14 protein-coding genes are annotated in these 21,089 nt (G+C 65.3%); 11 read left to right on the forward strand and 3 right to left on the reverse strand.

Annotated elements, in window-relative coordinates; translation table 11 throughout:
* Nucleotides 1-21: 21 nt before the first annotated feature.
* The 5 genes from ACQKPE_RS00270 to tssA all read left to right on the forward strand — a co-directional run bounded on the left by ACQKPE_RS00270 (nucleotide 22) and on the right by tssA (nucleotide 9,069).
* On the forward strand, nucleotides 22-3,816 hold the full coding sequence (locus tag ACQKPE_RS00270; protein WP_427662776.1) for a type VI secretion protein IcmF/TssM N-terminal domain-containing protein: 3,795 nt from the start codon (nucleotides 22-24) through the stop codon (nucleotides 3,814-3,816).
* Nucleotides 3,813-4,721 carry a type VI secretion system-associated protein TagF gene (gene tagF / locus ACQKPE_RS00275; RefSeq protein ID WP_427662777.1) on the forward strand — a complete coding sequence of 303 codons (909 nt, stop codon included), beginning with the start codon at nucleotides 3,813-3,815 and terminating at the stop codon, nucleotides 4,719-4,721. Before ACQKPE_RS00270 ends, tagF begins: the two co-directional genes overlap by 4 nt.
* Entirely contained in the window at nucleotides 4,718-7,213 is a 2,496-nt protein-coding gene (gene tssM / locus ACQKPE_RS00280) for a type VI secretion system membrane subunit TssM (RefSeq protein WP_427662778.1), read from the forward strand. Before tagF ends, tssM begins: the two co-directional genes overlap by 4 nt.
* Before the next feature lie 144 nt (nucleotides 7,214-7,357).
* Entirely contained in the window at nucleotides 7,358-7,876 is a 519-nt protein-coding gene (locus tag ACQKPE_RS00285; RefSeq protein ID WP_427662779.1) for an Hcp family type VI secretion system effector, read from the forward strand.
* Between the two features lie 95 nt (nucleotides 7,877-7,971).
* Complete coding sequence (tssA, locus tag ACQKPE_RS00290; protein WP_427662780.1) at nucleotides 7,972-9,069, forward strand: type VI secretion system protein TssA; 1,098 nt, start codon at nucleotides 7,972-7,974, stop codon at nucleotides 9,067-9,069.
* Nucleotides 9,070-9,097: 28 nt separating this feature from the next.
* Here tssA and ACQKPE_RS00295 read toward each other — a convergent pair whose 3' ends face one another.
* Together ACQKPE_RS00295 and ACQKPE_RS00300 are read right to left on the reverse strand one after the other, a co-directional pair.
* Complete coding sequence (locus tag ACQKPE_RS00295) at nucleotides 9,098-10,234, reverse strand: glycerate kinase (protein WP_427662781.1); 1,137 nt, start codon at nucleotides 10,232-10,234, stop codon at nucleotides 9,098-9,100.
* A gap of 114 nt (nucleotides 10,235-10,348) precedes the next feature.
* Nucleotides 10,349-11,446, reverse strand: a complete 1,098-nt coding sequence (locus tag ACQKPE_RS00300; RefSeq protein ID WP_427662782.1) for a sugar diacid recognition domain-containing protein — start codon at nucleotides 11,444-11,446, stop codon at nucleotides 10,349-10,351.
* Between the two features lie 161 nt (nucleotides 11,447-11,607).
* Here ACQKPE_RS00300 and ACQKPE_RS00305 point away from each other — a divergent pair, with 161 nt between their 5' ends.
* Nucleotides 11,608-12,936 carry an MFS transporter gene (locus tag ACQKPE_RS00305; RefSeq protein ID WP_427662783.1) on the forward strand — a complete coding sequence of 443 codons (1,329 nt, stop codon included), beginning with the start codon at nucleotides 11,608-11,610 and terminating at the stop codon, nucleotides 12,934-12,936.
* 158 nt (nucleotides 12,937-13,094) lie between these two features.
* Nucleotides 13,095-13,256, forward strand: coding sequence for a hypothetical protein (locus ACQKPE_RS00310; RefSeq protein ID WP_427662784.1), 162 nt, complete (start codon nucleotides 13,095-13,097; stop codon nucleotides 13,254-13,256).
* 54 nt (nucleotides 13,257-13,310) lie between these two features.
* On the opposite strand, the gene ACQKPE_RS00315 is transcribed toward ACQKPE_RS00310, so the two are convergent.
* Nucleotides 13,311-13,559 carry a DUF6555 family protein gene (locus tag ACQKPE_RS00315; protein WP_427662785.1) on the reverse strand — a complete coding sequence of 83 codons (249 nt, stop codon included), beginning with the start codon at nucleotides 13,557-13,559 and terminating at the stop codon, nucleotides 13,311-13,313.
* 308 nt (nucleotides 13,560-13,867) lie between these two features.
* Between ACQKPE_RS00315 and ACQKPE_RS00320 the strand changes: the two genes are divergently transcribed.
* The 4 genes from ACQKPE_RS00320 to ACQKPE_RS00335 all read left to right on the forward strand — a co-directional run bounded on the left by ACQKPE_RS00320 (nucleotide 13,868) and on the right by ACQKPE_RS00335 (nucleotide 21,086).
* Complete coding sequence (locus ACQKPE_RS00320; protein ID WP_427662786.1) at nucleotides 13,868-18,010, forward strand: CheR family methyltransferase; 4,143 nt, start codon at nucleotides 13,868-13,870, stop codon at nucleotides 18,008-18,010.
* Between the two features lie 147 nt (nucleotides 18,011-18,157).
* Entirely contained in the window at nucleotides 18,158-18,928 is a 771-nt protein-coding gene (locus ACQKPE_RS00325; protein ID WP_427662886.1) for an endonuclease/exonuclease/phosphatase family protein, read from the forward strand.
* The gene (clsB, locus tag ACQKPE_RS00330) at nucleotides 18,925-20,127 is read left to right on the forward strand and encodes a cardiolipin synthase ClsB (protein WP_427662787.1); all 1,203 of its coding nucleotides are present in this window, start codon (nucleotides 18,925-18,927) and stop codon (nucleotides 20,125-20,127) included. The genes ACQKPE_RS00325 and clsB overlap by 4 nt, the downstream gene beginning before the upstream one ends.
* A complete protein-coding gene (locus tag ACQKPE_RS00335) occupies nucleotides 20,127-21,086 on the forward strand; it encodes a lysylphosphatidylglycerol synthase domain-containing protein (protein WP_427662788.1) in 960 nt (319 codons plus the stop codon). Before clsB ends, ACQKPE_RS00335 begins: the two co-directional genes overlap by 1 nt.
* Nucleotides 21,087-21,089: the final 3 nt, after the last annotated feature.

A 21,089-nucleotide genomic window follows, 5' to 3' on the forward strand; every position in this document is an offset into this window, starting at 1 on the left:
AGGTAGCCGAGTCAGGAAGACATGAAGACATTACTGCGCCTGTTGAAGAGTTTCTGGATTCTCCTGCCACTGCTGTGGCTGGCGAGCCTGTTGATCTGCTGGTTGGCCGCAGCGCAGCTGCCGTGGCTGCAGCGGCACCTGCCCGAAGCGCTGGCGATCGTCAGCGCCTGTTTCCTGCTGGCGATCGTGCTGCGCCAGTACCAGCGCATTCGCGCCGAGCACAACCTGGAGAACCTGCTGCAGATCGAGGTCGACCGCTCGTGGAATGCCACCGGCGAGTTCCGCGACCAGCAGGTGCTGCGCGAGCGCCTCAAGCACGCTATCGCCATGCTGCGCACCGACCGTTCCGCCGGCGGCGGCGGCAAGGCGGCGCTGTCCGACCTGCCCTGGTACCTGGTGCTGGGCATGTCGGCGGCCGGCAAGACCTCGCTGCTGACCCACTCGGGCCTGTCGGCCAGCATCGCCACGGGTAACGATACCGATAGCGGCACCCAGCACTGCGACTGGTACTTCAGCCCCGACGCGGTAATGATCGACACCGCTGGCCGCTACCTGCGCGACGACCAGTCGGCCAGCGAGTTCTCGGCCTTCCTGCGCATGCTGCGCAAGCAGCGCGGCAAGGCGGCGATCAACGGCCTGGTGCTGGTGGTCAGCCTGCCCGAGCTGCTGGCGGCCAATAGCGATGAGCGTAATGCCCTGGCCGCCCAGCTGGCGGCGCGGGTGGCCGAGTATGCCGAGTGCCTGGACGCCAACCCGCCGGTGTACCTGATGCTGAGCAAGACCGACCAGCTGCCGGGCTTCGACCAGGCCTTCGACGGTCTCGACTTGCACCAACGCCAGCAACCACTGGGCATGACCTTCGGCCTGGCGGAGATCCGCAACAATGGCCTGCACACGGTGTTGCAGGCGCGCTTGAGGAACCTGCAGGCGCATGTCCGCCAGCACGTCGATGCGCAGGTGATCGCCCTGGGGGCCGAAGCCGGCAGCACCCTGCTGAACTTCCCGCAGTACTTCGCTGCCCTCGGTGGCGTGCTCGAACAGTTCCTCGAACACTTCACCCTGCGCCAAGGCGGCGCCGCCCCACTGCTGCTGCGCGGCCTGTACTTCACCAGCGCGTTGCAGACCGACCAGCACCTGGGGCAGGTCTACGAGGACGTCATCGCCGACGAGTTCGCCCTGCAAGACGCCTATGCCGAGGGTGCCCAGGGCAGCGGCAAGGCCGTGGGCAACCGCAGCTACTTCATCACCGATACCTTCCGCCGGGTGATCTTCCCTGACCGCGACCTGGCCCTGTACCAGTCGCGCCTGGGCCGCCAGTCTGCGTTCAGCCCGCTGCTGCTTGGCCTGGCCGCCGCCACCGGGGTGCTGTTCATCGGCTGGCAGGCGCTTTCATTCGCCAACAACCGGCAGTGGCTGGACAGCCTGCGCGGGCAACTGGCGCAGATCGAGCAGGCCGACGACCGCGAGCAGCTTCTGGCCACAGGCAAAGGCTTGCAAGTGCTGCGCGAGCAGATGGCTACCGTCGAGGCTCATCGCCTGCAGGGCGTACCACTGTCGCTGGGGGCCGGCCTGTACCACGGCGAGGCGATCCACCAGGTGACCCGTAGCGCCTACCTGGCGCAACTGCGCAGCCAGGCGCTAGAGCCGATTGCGCGCAACTTGCAGGTGCAGATGCGCGCCTTCAACACCTTCGCCAACGGCATCAACCAGTCACTGGAATTCACCCCGGCGCCGGCACCGAAGAAGCGCAATGCCAAGCCGCTGGCGCCGACCGTTGCCGCCAAGGCCGCGCTGGACACTACCCGCGCCGGTGGGTATGCGGCCAAGGTCAACCTGGCCAGCACCAGCGACGCTGCCGAGCTGTCCGCCACCACCGGTGGCCTGTCGTTGTCCGAGGAAATGCTCGGGCGCCTGGACGAGCAGCAGGTGGCGTCGATCATCGAGGCCTACAACACCCTCAAGCTGTACCTGCTGCTGACCGAACCGCAGGCCCACCCGGACCCAGCCTTCGTCGCCGCCAGCCTGCCCCAGGCCTGGGCCCGCGCGGCCGGTGAAGACGTCCCGGCCGAGGGTGTGATCGAAGAAAACGCACCGCTGTACGTGCAGTTGCTCGAACAAGGCCAGGCGCCGTCGCTACCGCGCAACGAGCCGTTGATCAGTGAGACCCGGCAGAACCTCAAGGCCTTCATGATCTCAAGCTCCCTGGTCGACCGCGAATACCTGCGTTTGCAGCTCGAATCGAGCCGCCAGTTCCCGGCCCTGAGCCTCAACGACCTGATGCCACAACCGGGCCGGGCGCTGCTGTACGGCTCCGCCGGGGTACCGGCGATCTACACCCGCCAGGGTTGGGACACCTTCGTCAAGCCTGAGCTGATCAAACTGGTATCAGGCAACCTGCGCAACGAATCGGACTGGGTGCTGGACGGTGAAGGCGGCGATGCCATCGTGCAGAAAGCCAATTTCATCCGCGAGTTCATGACCCGCTACAAGCGCGACTACACCCAGGCCTGGTACAAGATGGTCAGCAACGTCGGCGTGCGTCCCTTCGCCGACCTGGCCTCGGCCACCGAGCAATTGGGCCTGCTCAGCGACGTGCAGAACTCGCCGGTGAAGAACCTGCTGGCGGCAATCAATGACAACACCCAATGGGACCTGCCGAGCGAGCGTGAGCTGCCGGTTCCGGGCGTCGCCCGCAAGGACGGCTTCTGGAGCAAGGTTTCGGGCCTGTTGGACGACCAGGACGCGCTGCCAGCAAACCTCGCCCCGGCCCTGCCGACGGTCGACGACGGCAGCCTGGCCAAGCGCTTCGAGCCGGTGGCGCGGGTGTTCGCCGAGAACAACGCCGAAGGCGCCGACAGCACCATCATGGACCGTTACCTGGCGGCGCTGCGCAAGCTCAAGGTGCGCATGAACAACATCCAGCGCTCGCAGGATGTGGGTAAGAGCAGCAAGCTGCTGATCAGCGAAACCCTGGAAGGACAGCCGAGCGAAGTGACCACCGTGCGCAACTACGTGGAAAGCAGCGTCGACACCAGTCAGGACGGCCTGTCGCGCTCGCTGCAGGAGCTTTTCAGCCTGCCGATCCAGTACGCCTGGGCCACGTTGCGCGACCCTGCCGGGCAGCAAATCGCCAAGGCCTGGGCGCAGCAGATCGCCAAGCCCTGGGAGCAGGTCATGGCGCATCGCTACCCGATCGCCGGCAACAGCCGCAACGAAGCCTCGGTCAAAGACCTTCAGCGCTTCGTCGAACCCAATAGCGGCCTGCTGCCGGCCTTCAAGCGCAACGAAATCGGCAACCTGGCCGGCGGCGAAGGGCTCGGCGCGGGCGACGGCAAAGGGCCGGCGCTGGTCAACCCGGGCATGCTCAACAGCATCGACAAGGCCAGCTCCGTGGGCCAGGTGATCGCCAGCCTGTCGGACCGCGACAATGGCTTCGAGATCATGCTGGAGCCCTCGGCCACGTTCACCGACATCGTGTTCACCCTCGATGGCCAGGAACAGCACTACCGCAATGGTCGTAGCAGCTGGAACCGCTTCGCCTGGCCAGGTAGCAGCAACGCGCCAGGCGCACGCCTGGACGTGGTCACCTTGAGCGGCGCGCGGGTCACGGTGTTCGACTTCCCGGGGCGCTGGGGCCTGCTGCGCATGAACGACAGCGCCCGGGTCGAGGACCTCGACGGCATCCAGCAGCGCTTCAGCTGGGACACCGCCAATGGCCGGGTGAGCCTGATAGTGCGCAACTTTGGTGGGGTCAAGCTAACCGACCTGGGTGACGTCAAGGCGCTGAGCGCGCTCAACGACAGGGGCGCGCGATGATCGGTTGCTTCGGCAAGCTGCCGTCGAGCGCGGACTTCGTCAGCCTGCATGGCGCGGCGGAGGAAGTGTGCGAGTTCGATGCCTGGCTGCAGTCTTCGCTGGCGGCCATGCGCCACCGCGACGACTGGCAGGCGCTATTCGACGCATTACCGATGTGTTTCTTCAACTACCGCGCGCGCAACGGCAACGGGCTGCTGGGCGGCCTGCTCAGCTCGCGCGATGCCAGCCAACGGCGCTATCCGTTCTTCATCTTCCAGCTGCTCAAGGGCGAGGACGGCGCGGCAATGGCCAACCCGTTCACCCTGGGGGAGCTGTTCAGCGCACAGATCAAGCCGTTGCTGCACCAGGCGGTACTGGGCGCCGAACGCGCTAGCCTGTTCGAACGGGTCAAGGCCCTGCGCCCACTGCAAACGCAGGATCTGCACCTGTTCCGTCGGGTGCATGCCAAGTTCTTGCACGATTACAGCTTTGCCGACATCGCCCGCGCCCTCCAAGGCTCGTGGCCGGGCTTCGATGGCAACGCCGCGCTGGCGCGGCTGCAGGCGGCCTGGCCTTCGCTGCACGGTGACTTCGACGGTGGCATCGAGCTGCCCCTGCCGGCCGAGCGCGGCCTGAAAAACCCCACGGCCGACCTCTGGCTGACCTGGCTTACGCGCATGAGCGGGCAGCCCGGCGTGCCAGCGGTGAGCCTGCTGGCCGACGACTTCATGCACCCGCGGCTGTATTGCTTCCCGTCGCGCCACACGCGCAGTGCCTACCCCCTGCTCAGTGGCAGCGCCGAAGCGCCCCAGCACCTGGAACTGCTGGGGCCGATGCCTTCGGCGCGGCGCCTGCACGACCACGACCGCCCCCTTGAACACATCATCGACCAGTTCGTCGATGCGCTGGATGCGACGCCTGTATGAACAAGATCAAGTACTACTGCCTGCGCTACCAACCCTACCTGCTGGGTGTGGCGTTCTTCCTGACGATCTTCCTGGTCTGGGCCGTGGGCCGAGCCCTGGGCTTCGCTTCGCTACGAAGCCTGTTGGCCGGTATCGGCGTGTTCCTGCTGCTGTCGGCGGGCTACGTACTGCTGCTGTACCGCGGTGCAAGCCAACACCACAACCTCGAAGGGCTGCTACGCGACGACGCCGACCAGGCGGTGCTCAATGCCTCCCCCGCCGACCGGGAAGAAGTCAGCCTGCTGCGCGAACGCCTGTTGCAGAGCCTGGAACGTCTGCACAGCAACAAGCCGCGTGGCGCCTCGGCCAACGATGCGCTGTATGCCCTGCCCTGGTACCTGGTGATCGGCCAGCCAGCCGCTGGCAAGAGCACCATGATCCTGCAGTCGGGGCTGAATTTCCCCTACGCCGAGCGCGAAGGCGTGCGGGTGGCGGGCCTGGGCGGCACGCGCAACTGCGACTGGTTCTTCAGCTCCGAAGCCGTGCTGCTGGACACCGCCGGGCGCTACATGAACAGCCCGGAAGAAGCCGGCAAGTGGCGTGGTTTCCTGCAACTGCTGCGCCAGCACCGCCAGCGCCGGCCACTCAACGGCCTGATCGTCGGCGTGAGCATCGCCGACATCCTGCACGGCTCGGCCGAGGACCAGGAACGGGTGGCCAAGCGCCTGCGTGAACGCATCCAGGAAAGCTGCACCCTGTTGGAAGTGCGCCTGCCGATCTACCTGGTGTTCACCAAGTGCGACCTGATCCCCGGCTTCACCCCGTTCTACCGCCAGTTGGACGACACCGCACGCGGCGAGGTGATGGGCAAGACCTTCTCGCACAAGGATTACCAGCAGGCCGACTGGGGCCAGCGCTTCGGCAAGGCGATGGACGAGCTGACCGGCTATTGGCAGCAAGTGGCCAGCCAGCAGTTGGTGCAGCAGGACATCCAGCTGACCCGGCAGAACGACGCCGCCTACCGCTTCCCGCTGGAGCTGGCCGCGCTCAAGCCGCGCTTGCAGCAATTCGTCGACAGCCTGCTGCGGGCCAACCCATACCAGCACGCCGAACTGCTGCGCGGCTTCTACTTCACCGCCGCGCTGCAAGCCGACGAGGCCCAGTGGGGCAGCCACGGCCAGCACGTGGCCGAACGCTTTGGCCTGGAACATGACGCAGATGCCGCCAGCGCGGGTAGCCAGCCCGCGCCGCTGTTCATCAACAGCCTGTTCCGCAAGGTGATCATTCCCGACCAGCACCTGGTGGCGCTGTACACCAGCAACCAGCGCGAACGTCGGCGCAAGGCCACCTGGGTCGCCGCCGCAGGCCTAGCGGGCCTGGTGCTGTGCAGCCTGTGGGGCTGGTCGTACCTGAACAACCGCGCCACCTTGGCCAGCATCACCAGCGAACTGGCCCAGGCCAAGGCGCAGGACAAGACCACCAGCGGCCAGTACACCGCCTGGCGCAGCCTCGATCGCCTGCGTTTCTGGACCCAGCACTACCATGAGCAGCATCACCATCAGGGCGTACCGTTAAGCATGCGCCTGGGCCTCTACCAGGGTCACGCGGTGGAGCCGCTGCTGCGCAGCCGCTACTTCGCCACGTTGCAGCATGTGATGCTAAAGCCCACCGCCGACAACCTGACCCGCACCCTGTACCTGCTGACCACACTCAAGGTGTACCAGCGCAACACCCGCGAGCTGCAACCGGTGAGCGGCGTCGACAGCGTCGAGGCGAAAGCCTTGCCCGATGACAACCGGGCCCAGTCGATTGCCGACTTCGGCAAGGCGACCCTGGATACCTACGTGATGCTCTCGCCGGCCCAGCGCGAAAAGGCCGACCCAGCCTTCCTCAAGTCCCACCTGCCGGACTACTGGTACCCGGCCATCGCCCGCCACACCGGCAAGAGCCTGGCAGTGGCCGGCAGCGAAACCGACGGCAACCAGGATTACCTCTACGCCAGCCGCCAGATCACCTTCTACAGCGACCAGATCCGTGAGCCGGACGTGCCGCGCATCCTCGACAACGCCTTCCTGATGTCGAGCTCGCGCAACTACATCGACAGCCTACGGGCACAGTCGCTGCGCGCTATCGAGACCATCACTTTGGAATCCGACACCCTGTTCGCCTTTGGCCGGGCCGATTTCCAGAGCCTGAGAAACGAGGGCCAGAACCAGCTGAGCGCGATCGCCAGCAAACTGCTGAACACCCCCAACATCGGCAAGATCGTGATCTCCGGCCACGCCGACCAGCTCGGCGACAGCCAGGGCAACCTGCAGGTCTCGAAGCAGCGGGCGCAGACCATTCGTACTTACCTGGTCGGCAAGGGTGTGGCCGCCGAACTGGTGGTGGCCCAGGGGGAAGGCAGCCGCAAGCCGCTGGTCAACTGCGACATGCAGCAGCCGCGGGCACAACTGATCAAATGCCTGGAGCCCAACCGCCGGGTGGAAATCGAAGTGCGCGGGCTTAACTGAGGCCGCGCCGCAAGAACCTGCCCACCGGGCCTCACAGGAGGAGCTCCGGTGGGCGGCAAGCTACCTCTGCCGACAGATTCGGCGAGGTCAAAACAAAGGGGTGCATGAGCAGCCCTGCCAATGTTGCTAATGGAGAGTTTCACGATGGCTTTTGACGCGTATATCCAAATCGACGGCATCCCAGGCGAAGTACTGGATGAAAAACACAAGGACTGGATCGAAGTGCTGGGCTACGAGTACGGCGCCACCCAGGCTTCTTCGGCAACCGCCAGCTCCTCGGGCGGTGCGTCCTCCGAGCGTGTCGCCCTGAGCGACTTCAAGATCCGCAAGGCGGTCGACAAGGCGTCGGCCAAGCTGTTCGAGCACTGCTGCACCGGCAAGCACATTGCCAAGCTCAAACTCAACGTCAACCGCGCCGGTGGCGACAAGGTCACCTACCTGACCATCGACATGGAAGAAGTGATCGTGTCCTCGGTGCGCTTCGTCGCCGGTGGTAACCAGGGCGGTGAAGACAAAGCGGTCAGCGACCTGCCGATCGAAGAGATCAGCTTCAACTTCGCCCGTATCAAGACCACCTACACCCAGCAGAACCGCACCGACGGCCAAGCTGGCGGCAACATCGTCGGTGGCTGGGACCGCACCGCGAACAAAGTGTTTGCCTAAGCACTGGCTTGCCCATGGGTCGCGCAAGCGGCCCATGTTCCGCGACGTGTCGGCCTGCCCGGCACGCCGCTTCCCTCCCCTGACCCGAGTGTTTTATGCCTGAAATCCTCAACGACCTTTCGCTGGCCGAGCTGGCCGCGCCGATCGACGGTGGCAGTGGCGAAGACTTGAGCTTCTCCGCCCTGTTCGACCAGATCAAGGAAGCGCGCCGCGCAGACCCTGACTACCTGACCCAGGGCGACTGGCAGACCGACCTGAAAACCGCCGACTGGGAAACCGTCATAGACCTTAGCGCCGAAGGCCTCGCGCAGCAGAGCAAAGACCTGATGCTGGTGGCCTGGCTCAGCGAAGGCCTGGCCCAGCGAGCGCATTTTGAAGGCATCACCTTCGGCCTTAAGCTGACCGAACGAATCCTCGAAGCGTTCTGGGACAACGCCTACCCATCACTTGAAGAGGGCCTGGACGAACGCGCCGCGCGCCTGTCCTGGCTCAAGACCACCCTCACCGACATAGCCGGTGGTTTGCCCATCACCCAAGGGCAGCATTTCGGCGTGCTGCGTTACGACGAATCACGCCATGTAGAGAACCTCGCCTTGCAGAACCCCAAGGCGATGCAGGCAGCGTTGAGCGAAGGCAAGATCAACGCCGAGATCTTCCAGCGCTCGGTGGCGCTCAGCGACACCCAGCACCTGCGCGACAAAGCCTTGCAGGTTGGTGCCAGCCTGCAAGCCTGCCAACGGCTGCAGGCCACCAGCGATCGCCTGTTCGGCAACGAGGCGCCGAGCTTCGCCAGCCTGTTCGACATGCTGTCGCGCGCCAGCCAATTGGCGGAAAAGCTGCTCAAGGACCGCGGCGTCGAGCTGCACCCGGTGGTCGTGCCGGTGGCAGAGCCCGTGACCACCGTTACCCCCGTCGATCAAGCAGGTGAACCGATGAACACGCCCGTCCAGACCAGCTCAACTGCCCCTCTGCGTACCACGCCGCTGAGCCGCGACGAGGCCTTCACCCTGCTTGCCGGCATCGCTCAGTTCTTCAAGCAGAGCGAGCCGCAAAGCCCGGTGCCATACCTGATCGAACGCGCCATCAAGTGGGGCAACATGCCGCTGGAAGGCTGGCTGAACGACGTGATCAAGGACAGCAACGTGGTGGACAACATCCGCGATGTGCTGGGAACGCGGGAGCCGAAGGCCTGAACCTTCTGGGGCAATCCACCCGGTTGGTTTACCCGCGCGCCACCTGCCATAACCGGGCAATGTCCCGCGCCCGCGCCATCAGCAATTGCCCGGCGTCGGCGCAGGCCTGCTCGAGGGTCATCGGCCCGCTGGCAAGGGCGAATGCCGCATCGATGCCATGGGTATACAACTGCTCGTAGCCCTCGCCCAAGGTGCCGGCCAGTACCAGCACCGGCACGCCATGGCGCTTGGCGACCCGCGCCACACCCAGCGGTGTCTTGCCGCGCAGGGTCTGCGCATCGAAGCGCCCTTCCCCGGTAATCACCAGGTCCGCACCTTGCACCAGCGCATCCAGCCCGGCGAGTTCCGCTACCACCTCGACCCCTGGACGAAAGCGCGCCCCCATGAACGCTTTGGCCGCGAAGCCCATGCCACCCGCGGCGCCACAGCCTGGGAAGTCGCGCACATCCTCGCCCAGCAGTTGCGCGCAATGGTCGGCGAAATGCCCCAGGGCAGCGTCCAGCGCCTGGACCTGCTCGGGGCTCGCGCCCTTCTGTGGTCCGAAGATCGCCGAGGCGCCGTTGTCGCCGCATAGCGGGTTGTCGACATCGGCCGCCACTTCCACCTGGACGTCGGCCAGGCGCGGGTCGAGGGCGCTGGCGTCGATCTGCGCCAGTTGCGCAAGGGCCAGGCCGCCTTCAGGCAAGGGTTGGCCGTCACCGTCGAGCAACCGCAAGCCCAACGCCCGCAGCATGCCGCTGCCGCCATCGTTGGTGGCACTGCCGCCAATCGCCAGCACGATGCGCGAGGCACCGGCATCCAAGGCTGCGGCAATCAGCTGGCCGGTGCCCCAGGTGCTGCTGCGACAGGCATCGCGCTCACCGCTGGCGAGCAGTTGCAGGCCGCTGGCCTGTGCCATTTCGATGATCGCCGTGCGGCTGTCGGCCAACCAGCCCCAGCCGGCCTCGACCTCGCGCCCCAGTGGCCCGCGCACAGTCTGGCGACGCAGCTCGCCCTGGCTGGCCGCCAGGATCGCCTCCATGGTGCCCTCGCCGCCGTCGGCCATCGGGCATTCGATACGCTCGGCCTCAGGCCACACCTGGGCAAGGCCCTGCGCGATGGCGCGGGCGACGGCGGCGGCGTCGAGGCTGTCCTTGAACGAATCGGGGGCGATGACGACTTTCATGGGAATCTCCTGGGCAGATAACCCGCATGCTGACAGCTGCGGGCCAGAGCGGCCTCGGTCAGTTGCACAAAACCGAGGGGGTGCGGGTTGGGCAAATGCCGGGGCACGTGCGCATCAGTCGGCGGGCAGCAGTTGCAGGCCCAGGTACAGGCTGAGCATGCCCTCCAGACGCAACGGGTCCACCTCGCTCAACTCGGCGATGCGCTCCAGCCGGTAGCGCAGGCTGTTGCGGTGGATACCCAGGGCATCGGCGCAGGCCTGGCTCTGGCCGTCGTGGGCGCACCAGGCGCGCAGGGTCGCGAGCAATTGGCCGCTGGCATCCTTGGCGCGGATACGCTGCAAAGGCTCCAGCAGCTCGTCGAGGGCATCGTCGTTGCGGTGGCGCCACAGCAAGGCAGGCAGGCGGTAGCGTGACAGGCTCAACAGTCGCTCGCCCGGCACCACTTCACGACCATACGCCAGCAGGTCGCGTACCCGCCGATAGCTGCGACGCAACTGTTCAAGGCCAGGTGCCGCACTGCCCAGCGCCAGGCGCTGGACCTGCCAGCCATGGCGCTGCAAGCGTTCGAGCAGGCGGGTTTCATCCAGCATCACAGTGGCGGGCCGGCACCACAGCAGCGATTGCCGCGCGGGGCTGACACACCAGCTGTCCGGGTAGCGGCTCATCAACCACGCCGACAGCGCTTCGGCGGGCGGCCCTGCGTCCAGCTCGAACAGGCATGGCACGCGTGACAGCTGGGGCTTGAGACCCAATTGCTGGGCCTCATCCAGCAGCCGTGGCGAGTCGCCGGTCCCGCCCAGCAGCAAGGCCAGCAGGTCGTCGCAACGCTGGCGTCGCCATTGCTGCTCCACTTGCAGGTGACGTTGGGCCAGGAGCATTTCAGCTGTCATGCGCACCAGCTCGCCATAAGTGCGCAGCTGCTGTGGGTCGCCGGTCAGGCCGAGCACGCCGATCAGCCTGCCGTCGAGCATTAGCGGCAGGTTCACCCCAGGTTGCACACCCTTCAGGCACTTGGCCGCCTCGCCATCGAGCTCGACGATGCGCCCATTGGCCAACACCAACTGCGCGCCTTCATGGCGAGTGTTGATGCGCTCGGGCTCGCCACTGCCCAGGATCAAGCCCTGGCTGTCCATCACGTTGACGTTGCACGGCAGGATGGCCATGGCCCTGTCGACGATATCCTGCGCCAGGTCGTGGTCCAGTTCGAACATTGCGGCATCCTTAGGGTCGTAGGCGTTTGTACGGCGGCACAGCCAGGTGCGCCAGGGGCTGTGCAAAAGCACAAAGACAGCTGCGCCGCGCTCGCCGAGACTCGTCAGGCGAGCGCCGGAACAGGCGCGGCGGAACAACCATAACAACAGAGAATTTCATCATGGCACACAGCCCTGCCCCTGACCAAGGCGACGCAAGCACCCGCAATGCGCTGTACCGGCGCATCACCCTGCGGCTGATTCCGTTCATCTTTATCTGCTACCTGTTCAACTACCTCGATCGCGTCAACGTCGGCTTTGCCAAGTTGCAGATGCTCGACGCGCTGAAGTTCAGCGAAACCGTCTACGGCCTTGGCGCCGGTATCTTCTTCATCGGCTACGTCGCGTGTGGCCTGCCCAGCAACCTGGCGCTCAACCGCTTCGGCCCCCGGCGCTGGATCGCCGTGATGATGATTGCCTGGGGCAGCCTGTCGACCTGCCTGCTGTTCGTCACCACGCCCATGGAGTTCTACGTGTTGCGCCTGCTCACCGGCGCCGCCGAAGCGGGCTTCTTTCCTGGCGTGGTGCTGTACCTTTCGCGTTGGTTCCCAACCGATCGCCGGGGTCGGATCATGGCGCTGTTCATGTCGGCGATCCCGGTGTCGGGGCTGCTGGGCGGGCCGTTCTCCGGCTGGATCCTCGACCACTTCGCCGCCGGCCAGCATGGCCTGGCGGGCTGGCAGTGGATGTTCCTGATCCAGGGCCTGCCCACCGTGGTACTGGGCTTCATGGCGGTGGCCCTGCTCAGTGACGGCTACCAAACAGCCAAATGGTTGTCGCCGAGCGAACGCCAGATCATCGAGGCGGACCTGGCCGCTGACGCTGCGCGCAAGCCTGCCACCATGGGCGACAGCCTGCTCGCAGTGCTGACCAACCCACTGGTGTGGACCTTCGGCTTTATCTACTTCTGCATCCAGAGCGGCGTGTACGCGATCAACTTCTGGCTGCCGTCGATCATCAAGAACCTGGGCTTCGACAGCCCGATGCTGATCGGTTGGCTGAGCGCCATTCCCTACCTGCTGGCTGGCGTGTTCATGATTATCGTCGGGCGCTCGGCGGACCTTCGCAACGAGCGACGCTGGCACCTTGTGGTGCCGATGCTGATGGGCGCCATCGGCCTGCTGATCGCCGCGAACTTCGCCAGCAACCCGGTCATCGCCATTCTCGGTTTGTCGATCGCCACCATGGGTGCGCTCACCGGCCTGCCGATGTTCTGGCCAATGCCCACGGCGCAGCTCAGTGCCGGCGCGGCGGTAGCGGGCCTGGCGATCATCAACTCGGTGGGCCAGATGGCCGGCTTCCTGAGCCCGTACCTGGTCGGTTTCATCAAGGACCAGACCGGCTCCACGGATGCGGCACTGTACTCGCTGGCGGCAGTGATCGTACTGGGCAGCCTGGTGGCGCTTCGGGTCACCCGTGCCGGTGCGTTGAGCGCGGCCCCCGCACGTTGAACGAAAGCGCCCGGCGACCGTTTGTCGGTAGCCGGGCGCATTGTATGAAGCCATTCCTGGCACAGGGTTTCTGAGCCTATGAGGGGTGGTCGATACTGCCTCTCACTCCTGTGTTGGCCCGCCCTGGGGCGGGCCTTTTTACCTGCGAGGGCGCCTTGATGAACGAACGCCTGCAAATGGGTGGCGGCGATGCCCAGACCGAGTGGCCAGAACTCGAACCCGACCGCCGTAACGACAAGGTCGACGACCCGGACGCCGACCCCAACCTCACCGATGACGACGAAGAACACCCCGGCGTGCCGGCCAGCGACCCGGAGTGAGGCCTTCGAGCGACGTTTTCAATCCATGCGCGGGGCCACACGCCCCGCCTTGGCCTATACCCCAGCGCCTACTCGCTCTCCCGACACCCGCCATTGCACCTCGGTGATGCCATAGCGCTCAGCCATGGGGCGGCTGATCTTCCTGATTTTCTCGCGTCCGAACTTGGGAATGATCCCCACGCCGGCATCGCAACTGGCCCAGTGCCAAGCCTGCGCACTGTCCAGGCCTTCCAGGCGAATGATGAAACTGCGTGGCTCGTTGTGCAGCCGGTAATCGATGATATAGAGCTGTGGAGCTGGCATCTCGGGGCCTCCTCTTCTCCGTGGATGACAAAGGGGTGGATCGAAGCCCAGCGAGAAAATTCAAAACATTGTGGAACTTTTCGCTTGAGCGGCTGATGGCAACTGGCCAAGCCTTGGAGATTGCCTGCACGCCGTTCGCACTTTTTCCATGACCTGGCGGTCATAACAGCACAGGGTTCGTACCTGAACAGGCGATGTTTGCAATGCGCTGGCTCGCCGCCAGGGGCAAGCCCTGCCTATAATCGCCCACCACACGCCCCCGAAGCCTCGAAGGGCCGAACCACAAGGTCTGCAGAAGGCTCTGCTCGATGAAACCGTCAAATGGAAAAGCCCCAGCGTCGCCCATCAATCCGGCGCTGGCCGTGAGCCACCTGGACTTTCCGGTGGTCGGCATCGGCGCATCGGCCGGGGGCATCGAAGCCATCCGCACCTTCTTCTCGCAAATGCCCGCCGACAGCGGTATGGCCTTCGTGGTGGTGCTGCACCTGTCGCCCGACCACCAAAGCATGCTCGACCAGATCATCCAGAGCGTAACCCGCATGCCGGTGCTGCAAGTCACCCAGCCGGTGCCGATCGAGCGCAACCACGTCTATGTGATCTCCCCGGCCAACCAGCTTTCCACCAACGATGGCTATCTGCGCGTCACCCCGGCCCACCGCCGACGTGGCGACCATGTGGCCATCGACCTGTTTTTTCGCGACCTGGCCGATGTGCACAAGGACCACGCCTTCTGCGTGGTGCTGTCCGGCACCGGCGCAGACGGTGCGGTGGGGCTGTCGCGTATCAAGGAACAAGGCGGCGTGACCTTGGTGCAGGCCCCGGACGATGCCCTGCACGACAGCATGCCCAGGGCGGCCATCGCCACTGGCCTTGTAGACTTCGTCCTGCCAGCCGCCGAAATGGCGCAGAAGCTCATCGAGCTATGGCTCAACGCCCGCCAGGTGCGCCTGCCCGAGGTGGATGAAGCGCATATGCCACCGCCCCTCGGAACACGCGACGGCGACGCGCAGCGCAGCGAGCCGTTGCTGGAAGAAATTCTGCTGCTGCTGCGCACCAACACCGGCCATGACTTCCAGCACTACAAGCGTGCCACGGTGTTGCGCCGCATCGAGCGGCGCATGCACGTCACCGGCCAGGTCGACCTGCCCGGCTACTACCGCTACCTCGAGCAACACCCCGACGAATCCACCCAGTTGCTGGCCGACATGCTGATCGGCGTGACCAACTTCTTCCGTGACCGCGAAGCCTTCGAAGCGCTGGAACGTAATGTGCTGCCGGAGCTGGTCAGCCCGAGCGAAAACGGCGAAGGGCCAAGTGAAATTCGCGTATGGTCGGCCGGCTGCTCCACCGGCGAGGAGGCCTACAGCCTGGCCATGCTGGTGAGTGAGCAGATGACGCTGGAGCGCAGCGCCGCCAAGCTGCAAGTGTTCGCCACCGACCTGGACGAGCGCGCCATCGTCCACGCCCGAAGCGGCTGCTACCCCGAATCCATCGTCACCGACGTGCCACCGGCGCGCCTGCGCCAGTTCTTCACCAAGGAAGACGAGCACTACCGGGTGCGCAAGGAAGTACGCGAACGGGTACTGTTCGCCCGCCACAACCTGCTGTCCGACCCACCGTTCTCGCAGATCGACCTGGTGGTGTGCCGCAACCTGCTGATCTACCTCGACCGCGAGGTGCAACAGGACATCCTGCGCATGTTCCACTTCGCCCTGCGCCCTGGGGGCTACCTGTTCCTGGGCTCCTCCGAGTCAGCCGACCTGGGTGAAGAACTGTTCGCCCCGGTGGACAAGCGCAACCGCATCTTCCGCGCCCGCGACACGGTCAGCGGACTACGTCGCTCAGGGCGCCAGCTGACCGGAGCAGACCTGCCCACCGCCGTCACCGACACCACCGCCAAGGCCCGCCCCAGCCGCAAGCTGTCCTACGCCGAGGTGCATCACCGGGCACTGGCGCGGCATACCCCGCCCAGCCTGATCCTCGACGGTGACGGCAATATCCTGCACATGAGCGACGGCGCCGGGCGCTTCCTGCAAATGGCCGGTGGCGAGCCAAGCCGCAACCTGCTCAACCTGGTGCTGCCCAGCCTGCGCCTGGCCCTGCGCAGCACCTTGTTCCAGGCGCGCCAGGGCTCGCAGTCGGTCACCTCGCGGCCGGTAGACCTGGAAGAAGGCGACGCCCGCGTGCAGGTCGAGATCGTCGTCCACCCGCACAAGGACGAGCCCAGCGGCAACGAGTGCCTGCTGGTGGTGTTCGAGGAGCGCGCGCCCGACCCTTCCCTACCGCTGGCCGGTAGCATTCGCCAGACCGACAGCATGGTGCTGGCAAACCTTGAGCGCGAGCTGCAGCGCACCCGCGTGCAATTGCAGGAAACCATCGAGCAGTCGGAAATATCCAGCGAAGAGCTGACCGCCTCCAACGAAGAGATGCAGGCGATCAACGAGGAACTGCGCTCGGCCAGCGAAGAGTTGGAAACCAGCAAGGAAGAGCTGCAGTCGATCAACGAAGAGCTGCTTACCGTCAACTACGAGCTCAAGAACAAGGTCGAGGAAACCGACAAGGTCAACGACTACCTGAGCAACCTGATCGCCTCCACGGCCATTGCCACGGTGTTCGTCGATCGCAACCTGCGCATTCGCTGGTTCACTCCACGAGCTACCGACATCTTCAACATGCTGCCGGTCGACACCGGCCGCTCGCTGCTCGACATCACCCACCGTCTGGATTACCCGGAGCTGGCCGACGATGCCCGCGCGGTGGCCCAGGGCGAGACCACCATCGAACGCGAAATCGCCACCCACGACCTGCGCTGGTACCTCGCCCGCCTGCTGCCCTACCGTTCCAGCGAGCAGAAAATCGACGGCACGGTGCTGACCTTCGTGGATATCAGCAAGAGCCGCGCGACCGAAGAACGCCTGCGCCTGGGCGAGGAACGCATGCGCCTGGTGGCCGAAAGCACCCATGACTTCGCCATCATCCTGCTCGACGAGCATGGCCATATCACCGACTGGAACACCGGCGCTGCGCTGATCTTCGGCTACACCAAGCAGGAGGTGCTTGGCCAGCACTACCAATTGATCTTTACCGAGGACGACCGCCAGCACGCCATCCCCGAGCGCGAGCTACGCAGCGCCCGGGTCAATGGCCGCGCGCAGGACGAGCGCTGGCATCTGCGCAAGGATGGCAGCCGCTTCTATTGCAGCGGCGAGGTGTCGTTGCTCAAGGACAGCAGCCAGCGCGGCTACGTGAAGATTGCCCGCGACCTCACCGGCCACAAGCGCCTGCACGACGAGCAGAGCAAGCGCCTGGCCGAGTCGCAGAGCAGCAGCCACATGAAGGACGAGTTCTTCGCCATCATGTCCCACGAGCTCAAGCACCCGCTGAACCTGATCCAGCTCAATGCCGAGATACTCCGGCGCCTGCCGCTGGTCAAGACCCTCGGCGCCGCCAGCAAGGCGGTCGGCACCATCTGCGAGGCGGTATCCAGCCAGGCGCGGATCATCGATGACCTGCTCGACGTGGCGCGCATCCGCACCGGCAAGCTCAAGCTCAAGACCGAGCCGGTTGACCTCACTGCCGTGCTGGTCGGCATCCATGCCGTGGTGCTCAGCGAGCAACACCCCTGTGAGGTGGCGCTGAGCGTGCCCCAGGACGGCGCGCCGCTGTTCATCGACGGCGACGTCACGCGCCTGGAGCAGATCATCTGGAACCTGCTGAACAATGCCTTGAAGTTCAGCCCCGCCGGCAGCGAGATCCGCATACGCCTCGGCCGCCAGGAGACGCATGCGCAACTGGAGGTGATCGACCGCGGGGTGGGGCTGAGCCAGGAGAACCTGGAGAAGATCTTCGACCTGTTCAGCCAGGCCGCCCCGCACACCTCGGCCCATGGCCGCGAGGGCCTGGGCATTGGCCTTTCGTTGGTACGCCAACTGGTGGAGGCCCATGGCGGTACGGTCAAGGCCCGTTCCGCAGGCTTGGGCCTGGGCTGTACCTTCACGGTGTTGCTGCCGCTGTCGAACAACGCCGTTGCGGCCGTCGGCGATGCTGTCGAGCAGCAGACAGAGGGGCGCCTGAGTGGCACCCGGGTGCTGCTGGTGGATGATTCGGTCGAAGTGCTGGAGGTGATGCAACAGCTGCTGGAAATGGAGAATGCCCAGGTGCGGGCCTACAGCGACCCGCAACAGGCGCTGAAAGCGGCGGCAGATGAACATTACGACGTGATCATCTCGGATATCGGCATGCCGGTCATGGACGGCCATGCGCTGATCAAGGCCTTGCGCGCGCTCGAGCACCTTCGTCACACCCCCGCCATCGCCCTGACCGGCTACGGCGCCAGTGCCGACCAGCACAAGTCACGCCAGTCGGGTTTCGACCGGCACCTGAACAAGCCGGTGGGCTATGACGACCTGGTAGATGCCATCGAAACCTTGAGCGGCTCCCTGCCCTACTGAAAACCGCGTGCAGGCCTCTGGCGTGCACGCGGCAGCCTTTCCGCTCGTCAACCTCAGTGAACCCTTGCGTCCCTTCATCAGTCGCACTTTCATCTGTACTGGCGAAGGAAAGTACCTGTGAGCGACATCGACCCTGGGCGCGAACGTATCGACCCGACCTTGGCCACGGCCCAGGCGGCTGCCGTGCGCCGCCTGAACGTGTTGACCCTCAACGCGCACAAGGGCTTCACCGCGCTCAACCGGCGCTTCATCCTGCCCGAGCTGCGCGAGGCGGTGCGTGCCACGCAGGCAGACCTTGTGTTCCTCCAGGAAGTGCACGGCAGCCACCACCACCACGCAGTGCGCCACCCAGGCTGGCCGCAGACGCCCCAGTACGAGTTCCTGGCCGACAGCATGTGGCCGCAGTTCGCCTATGGCCGTAATGCGGTCTACCCCCATGGCGACCACGGCAATGCCTTGCTGTCGAAATTCCCCATCGCCGACTACCGCAACCTGGACGTGTCCATCGATGGCAACGAAGAGCGCGGCCTGCTGCATTGCCGCCTGGACGTGCCGGGCCACGAGCAGGTGCACGCGGTGTGCGTGCACTTGGGCCTGCGCGAGAGCCACCGGCAACGCCAGGTGGCCTTGCTGTTGGAGCTGCTGGAAAGCCTGCCCGAGCACGCCCCGGTGATCGTCGCTGGCGATTTCAACGACTGGCGGCTGAAGGCCGACGAAGTGCTCGGTGAACACCTGGTCGAGGCGTTCGGCGAGCGCTTCGGCACCCCGGCCCGCAGTTTTCCGGCGCGCCTGCCGCTGCTGCGCCTGGACCGCATCTACCTGCGCAATGCCCAGCCGGGTGCCGCGCAGGTGCTGTCGAAATACCCGTGGTCGCACCTTTCCGACCATGCGCCACTGGCGGCGGAGGTGAACCTGTGAGCGCTCCTTGGGTGGCCGGTAACCAGGTCGAACTGCTGATCAATGGCGAGCAGTACTATCCACGCGTCTTCGAGGCGATCGCCAGGGCCCGCGAGGAGATCCTGCTGGAGACCTTCATCATCTACGACGACAAGGTCGGCCAACAGCTGCGCCAGGCGCTGGTAGACGCCGCCAAGCGCGGCGTACGCGTGGAAGTGGCGGTGGATGGCTATGGCACCGCCGACTTGCCGCCAGAATTCCTGGCCTCGATGACCGACGCCGGTGTGCGCTTCCATAGCTTCGACCCGCAGCCGCGCCTGGTGGGCATGCGCACCAACCTGTTCCGTCGTCTGCACCGAAAGATCGTGGTGGTCGATGGCGAGCTGGCGTTCATCGGCGGCATCAACTACAGCGCCGACCACCTCGGCGACTTTGGCCCCATGGCCAAGCAGGACTACGCGGTGCAGGTCAGCGGCCCGGTCGTGGCCCAGGTGCACGCCTCCAGCCAACGCATGATGGCCGCCGTGCTCGAGGCGCCAGGCCAGGTGAAACCTGTGCTTACCTCCAGCGGAACAGCCCAGGCGTGCCTGGTGGAGCGCGACAATGGACGCCATCGCACCGATATCGAAGCCCAGTACCTCAAGGCGTTTCGCCAGGCGCAGCGACGCATCGTGGTAGCCAACGCCTACTTCTTCCCGGGCTACCGTCTGCTGCGCGAATTGCGCAACGCGGCCCGGCGCGGGGTCGAGGTCACCTTGATCCTGCAAGGCCAACCCGATATGCGCTGGGTGCGCGCGCTGTCACGGCTGCTCTACAACTACCTGCTGCGCGACGATGTGCGCATTCGCGAATACTGCCAGCGGCCGCTGCATGGCAAGGTGGCGCTGGTAGACGATGAATGGTCCACGGTCGGCTCGAGCAACCTCGACCCGTTGAGCCTGTCGCTGAACCTGGAAGCCAACCTGCTGATCCGCGACCGGGCCTTCAACCAGCACCTGTACGAGCACCTCAGCGAGCTGGCCGAGCAGCACTGCAAGGTGGTGACCCTGGAGCGGATGATCCGCGGCTACTGGTGGCGGGCGCCGCTGATCTTCATGGGTTTTCACATCACCCGCTACTTCCCGCGTATCGCCGGTTGGTTTCCCGCCCATCGCCAGCGCCTGCATTCCCTGCACGCCGAGCCCGAGACACGTGGCGATCTTCATGAGGGGCAGACCTGATGGCGCAGAAAACCTGGCAAACCTGGGCCAAGCGCCTGCTGACCCTGGTGTTCCTGTTGTTGGTGCCGACGCTGCTGTACCTGCTGGTGCGCAACCTGGACTGGAACGAGGTGCGCCAGTCGCTGCTGGCCTACAAACCCTCGACACTGGTGATCGGCCTACTCCTGGCCTTGGCCAGCTACCTGGTGTTCGCCAGCTACGACCTGCTGGCCCGCGCCTACACCGGGCATAAGCTGCCGGCCCGGCAGGTGCTGCCGGTGGCGTTCGTGTGCTACGCCTTCAACCTCAACTTCACCACCTGGGTAGGTGGCGTGGCCTTGCGCTACCGGCTATATGGCCGCTTGGGCCTGGACACCGCCACCATCACGCGCATCCTGACCCTGGGCCTTTTGACCAACTGGATGGGCTACTCGCTGCTGGCCGGCACGGTGTTCGCCCTGCGCCTGGTGCGTTTGCCGGATAGCTGGGCAGTGGGCGCCACCGGCCTGCAATTGATCGGTGTGCTGATGATTGCGGTGGCGCTCGCTTACCTGCTTGCCTGCGCCTTCGCCAAGCGCCGCACCTGGCAGGTGCGAGAACACGAAATCACCCTGCCGTCCTGGCGCCTTGCGCTGTGCCAGTTGGCCCTGGGGGCGAGCAATTGGGCGTTGATGGCTGCGCTGATCTACTGGCTGCTGCCGGGCGAGCTGTTCTACCCGTCGATTCTCGGCATTCTGCTGATCAGTTGCGTGGCCGGGGTGGTGGCGCATATTCCTGCGGGGCTGGGCGTACTGGAAACGGTGTTCCTTGCCCTGCTCCAGGGCCAGGTCGGCCAGGGCAGCCTGGTTGCGGCGTTGTTGGGCTACCGTTCCCTGTACTACCTGATCCCGCTGGTACTGGCAGTGGTGACCTACGTGATCCTGGAAAAGCGCGCCAAGGCCATGCGCCAGCGGGGCGAGGCTACACTGCGCAAGACCTGAAGC

The sequence above is a fragment of the Pseudomonas sp. NPDC089554 genome, from assembly GCF_050280645.1.
Classification (GTDB): domain Bacteria; phylum Pseudomonadota; class Gammaproteobacteria; order Pseudomonadales; family Pseudomonadaceae; genus Aquipseudomonas.

Coding starts and splice junctions, on each gene's coding strand:
- ACQKPE_RS00270 (WP_427662776.1), top strand. CDS start 22: ATGAAGACATTACTGCGCCTGTTGAAGAGTTTCTGGATTCTCCTGCCA.
- tagF (WP_427662777.1), top strand. CDS start 3,813: ATGATCGGTTGCTTCGGCAAGCTGCCGTCGAGCGCGGACTTCGTCAGC.
- tssM (WP_427662778.1), top strand. CDS start 4,718: ATGAACAAGATCAAGTACTACTGCCTGCGCTACCAACCCTACCTGCTG.
- ACQKPE_RS00285 (WP_427662779.1), top strand. CDS start 7,358: ATGGCTTTTGACGCGTATATCCAAATCGACGGCATCCCAGGCGAAGTA.
- tssA (WP_427662780.1), top strand. CDS start 7,972: ATGCCTGAAATCCTCAACGACCTTTCGCTGGCCGAGCTGGCCGCGCCG.
- ACQKPE_RS00295 (WP_427662781.1), bottom strand. CDS start 10,234: ATGAAAGTCGTCATCGCCCCCGATTCGTTCAAGGACAGCCTCGACGCC.
- ACQKPE_RS00300 (WP_427662782.1), bottom strand. CDS start 11,446: ATGTTCGAACTGGACCACGACCTGGCGCAGGATATCGTCGACAGGGCC.
- ACQKPE_RS00305 (WP_427662783.1), top strand. CDS start 11,608: ATGGCACACAGCCCTGCCCCTGACCAAGGCGACGCAAGCACCCGCAAT.
- ACQKPE_RS00310 (WP_427662784.1), top strand. CDS start 13,095: ATGAACGAACGCCTGCAAATGGGTGGCGGCGATGCCCAGACCGAGTGG.
- ACQKPE_RS00315 (WP_427662785.1), bottom strand. CDS start 13,559: ATGCCAGCTCCACAGCTCTATATCATCGATTACCGGCTGCACAACGAG.
- ACQKPE_RS00320 (WP_427662786.1), top strand. CDS start 13,868: ATGAAACCGTCAAATGGAAAAGCCCCAGCGTCGCCCATCAATCCGGCG.
- ACQKPE_RS00335 (WP_427662788.1), top strand. CDS start 20,127: ATGGCGCAGAAAACCTGGCAAACCTGGGCCAAGCGCCTGCTGACCCTG.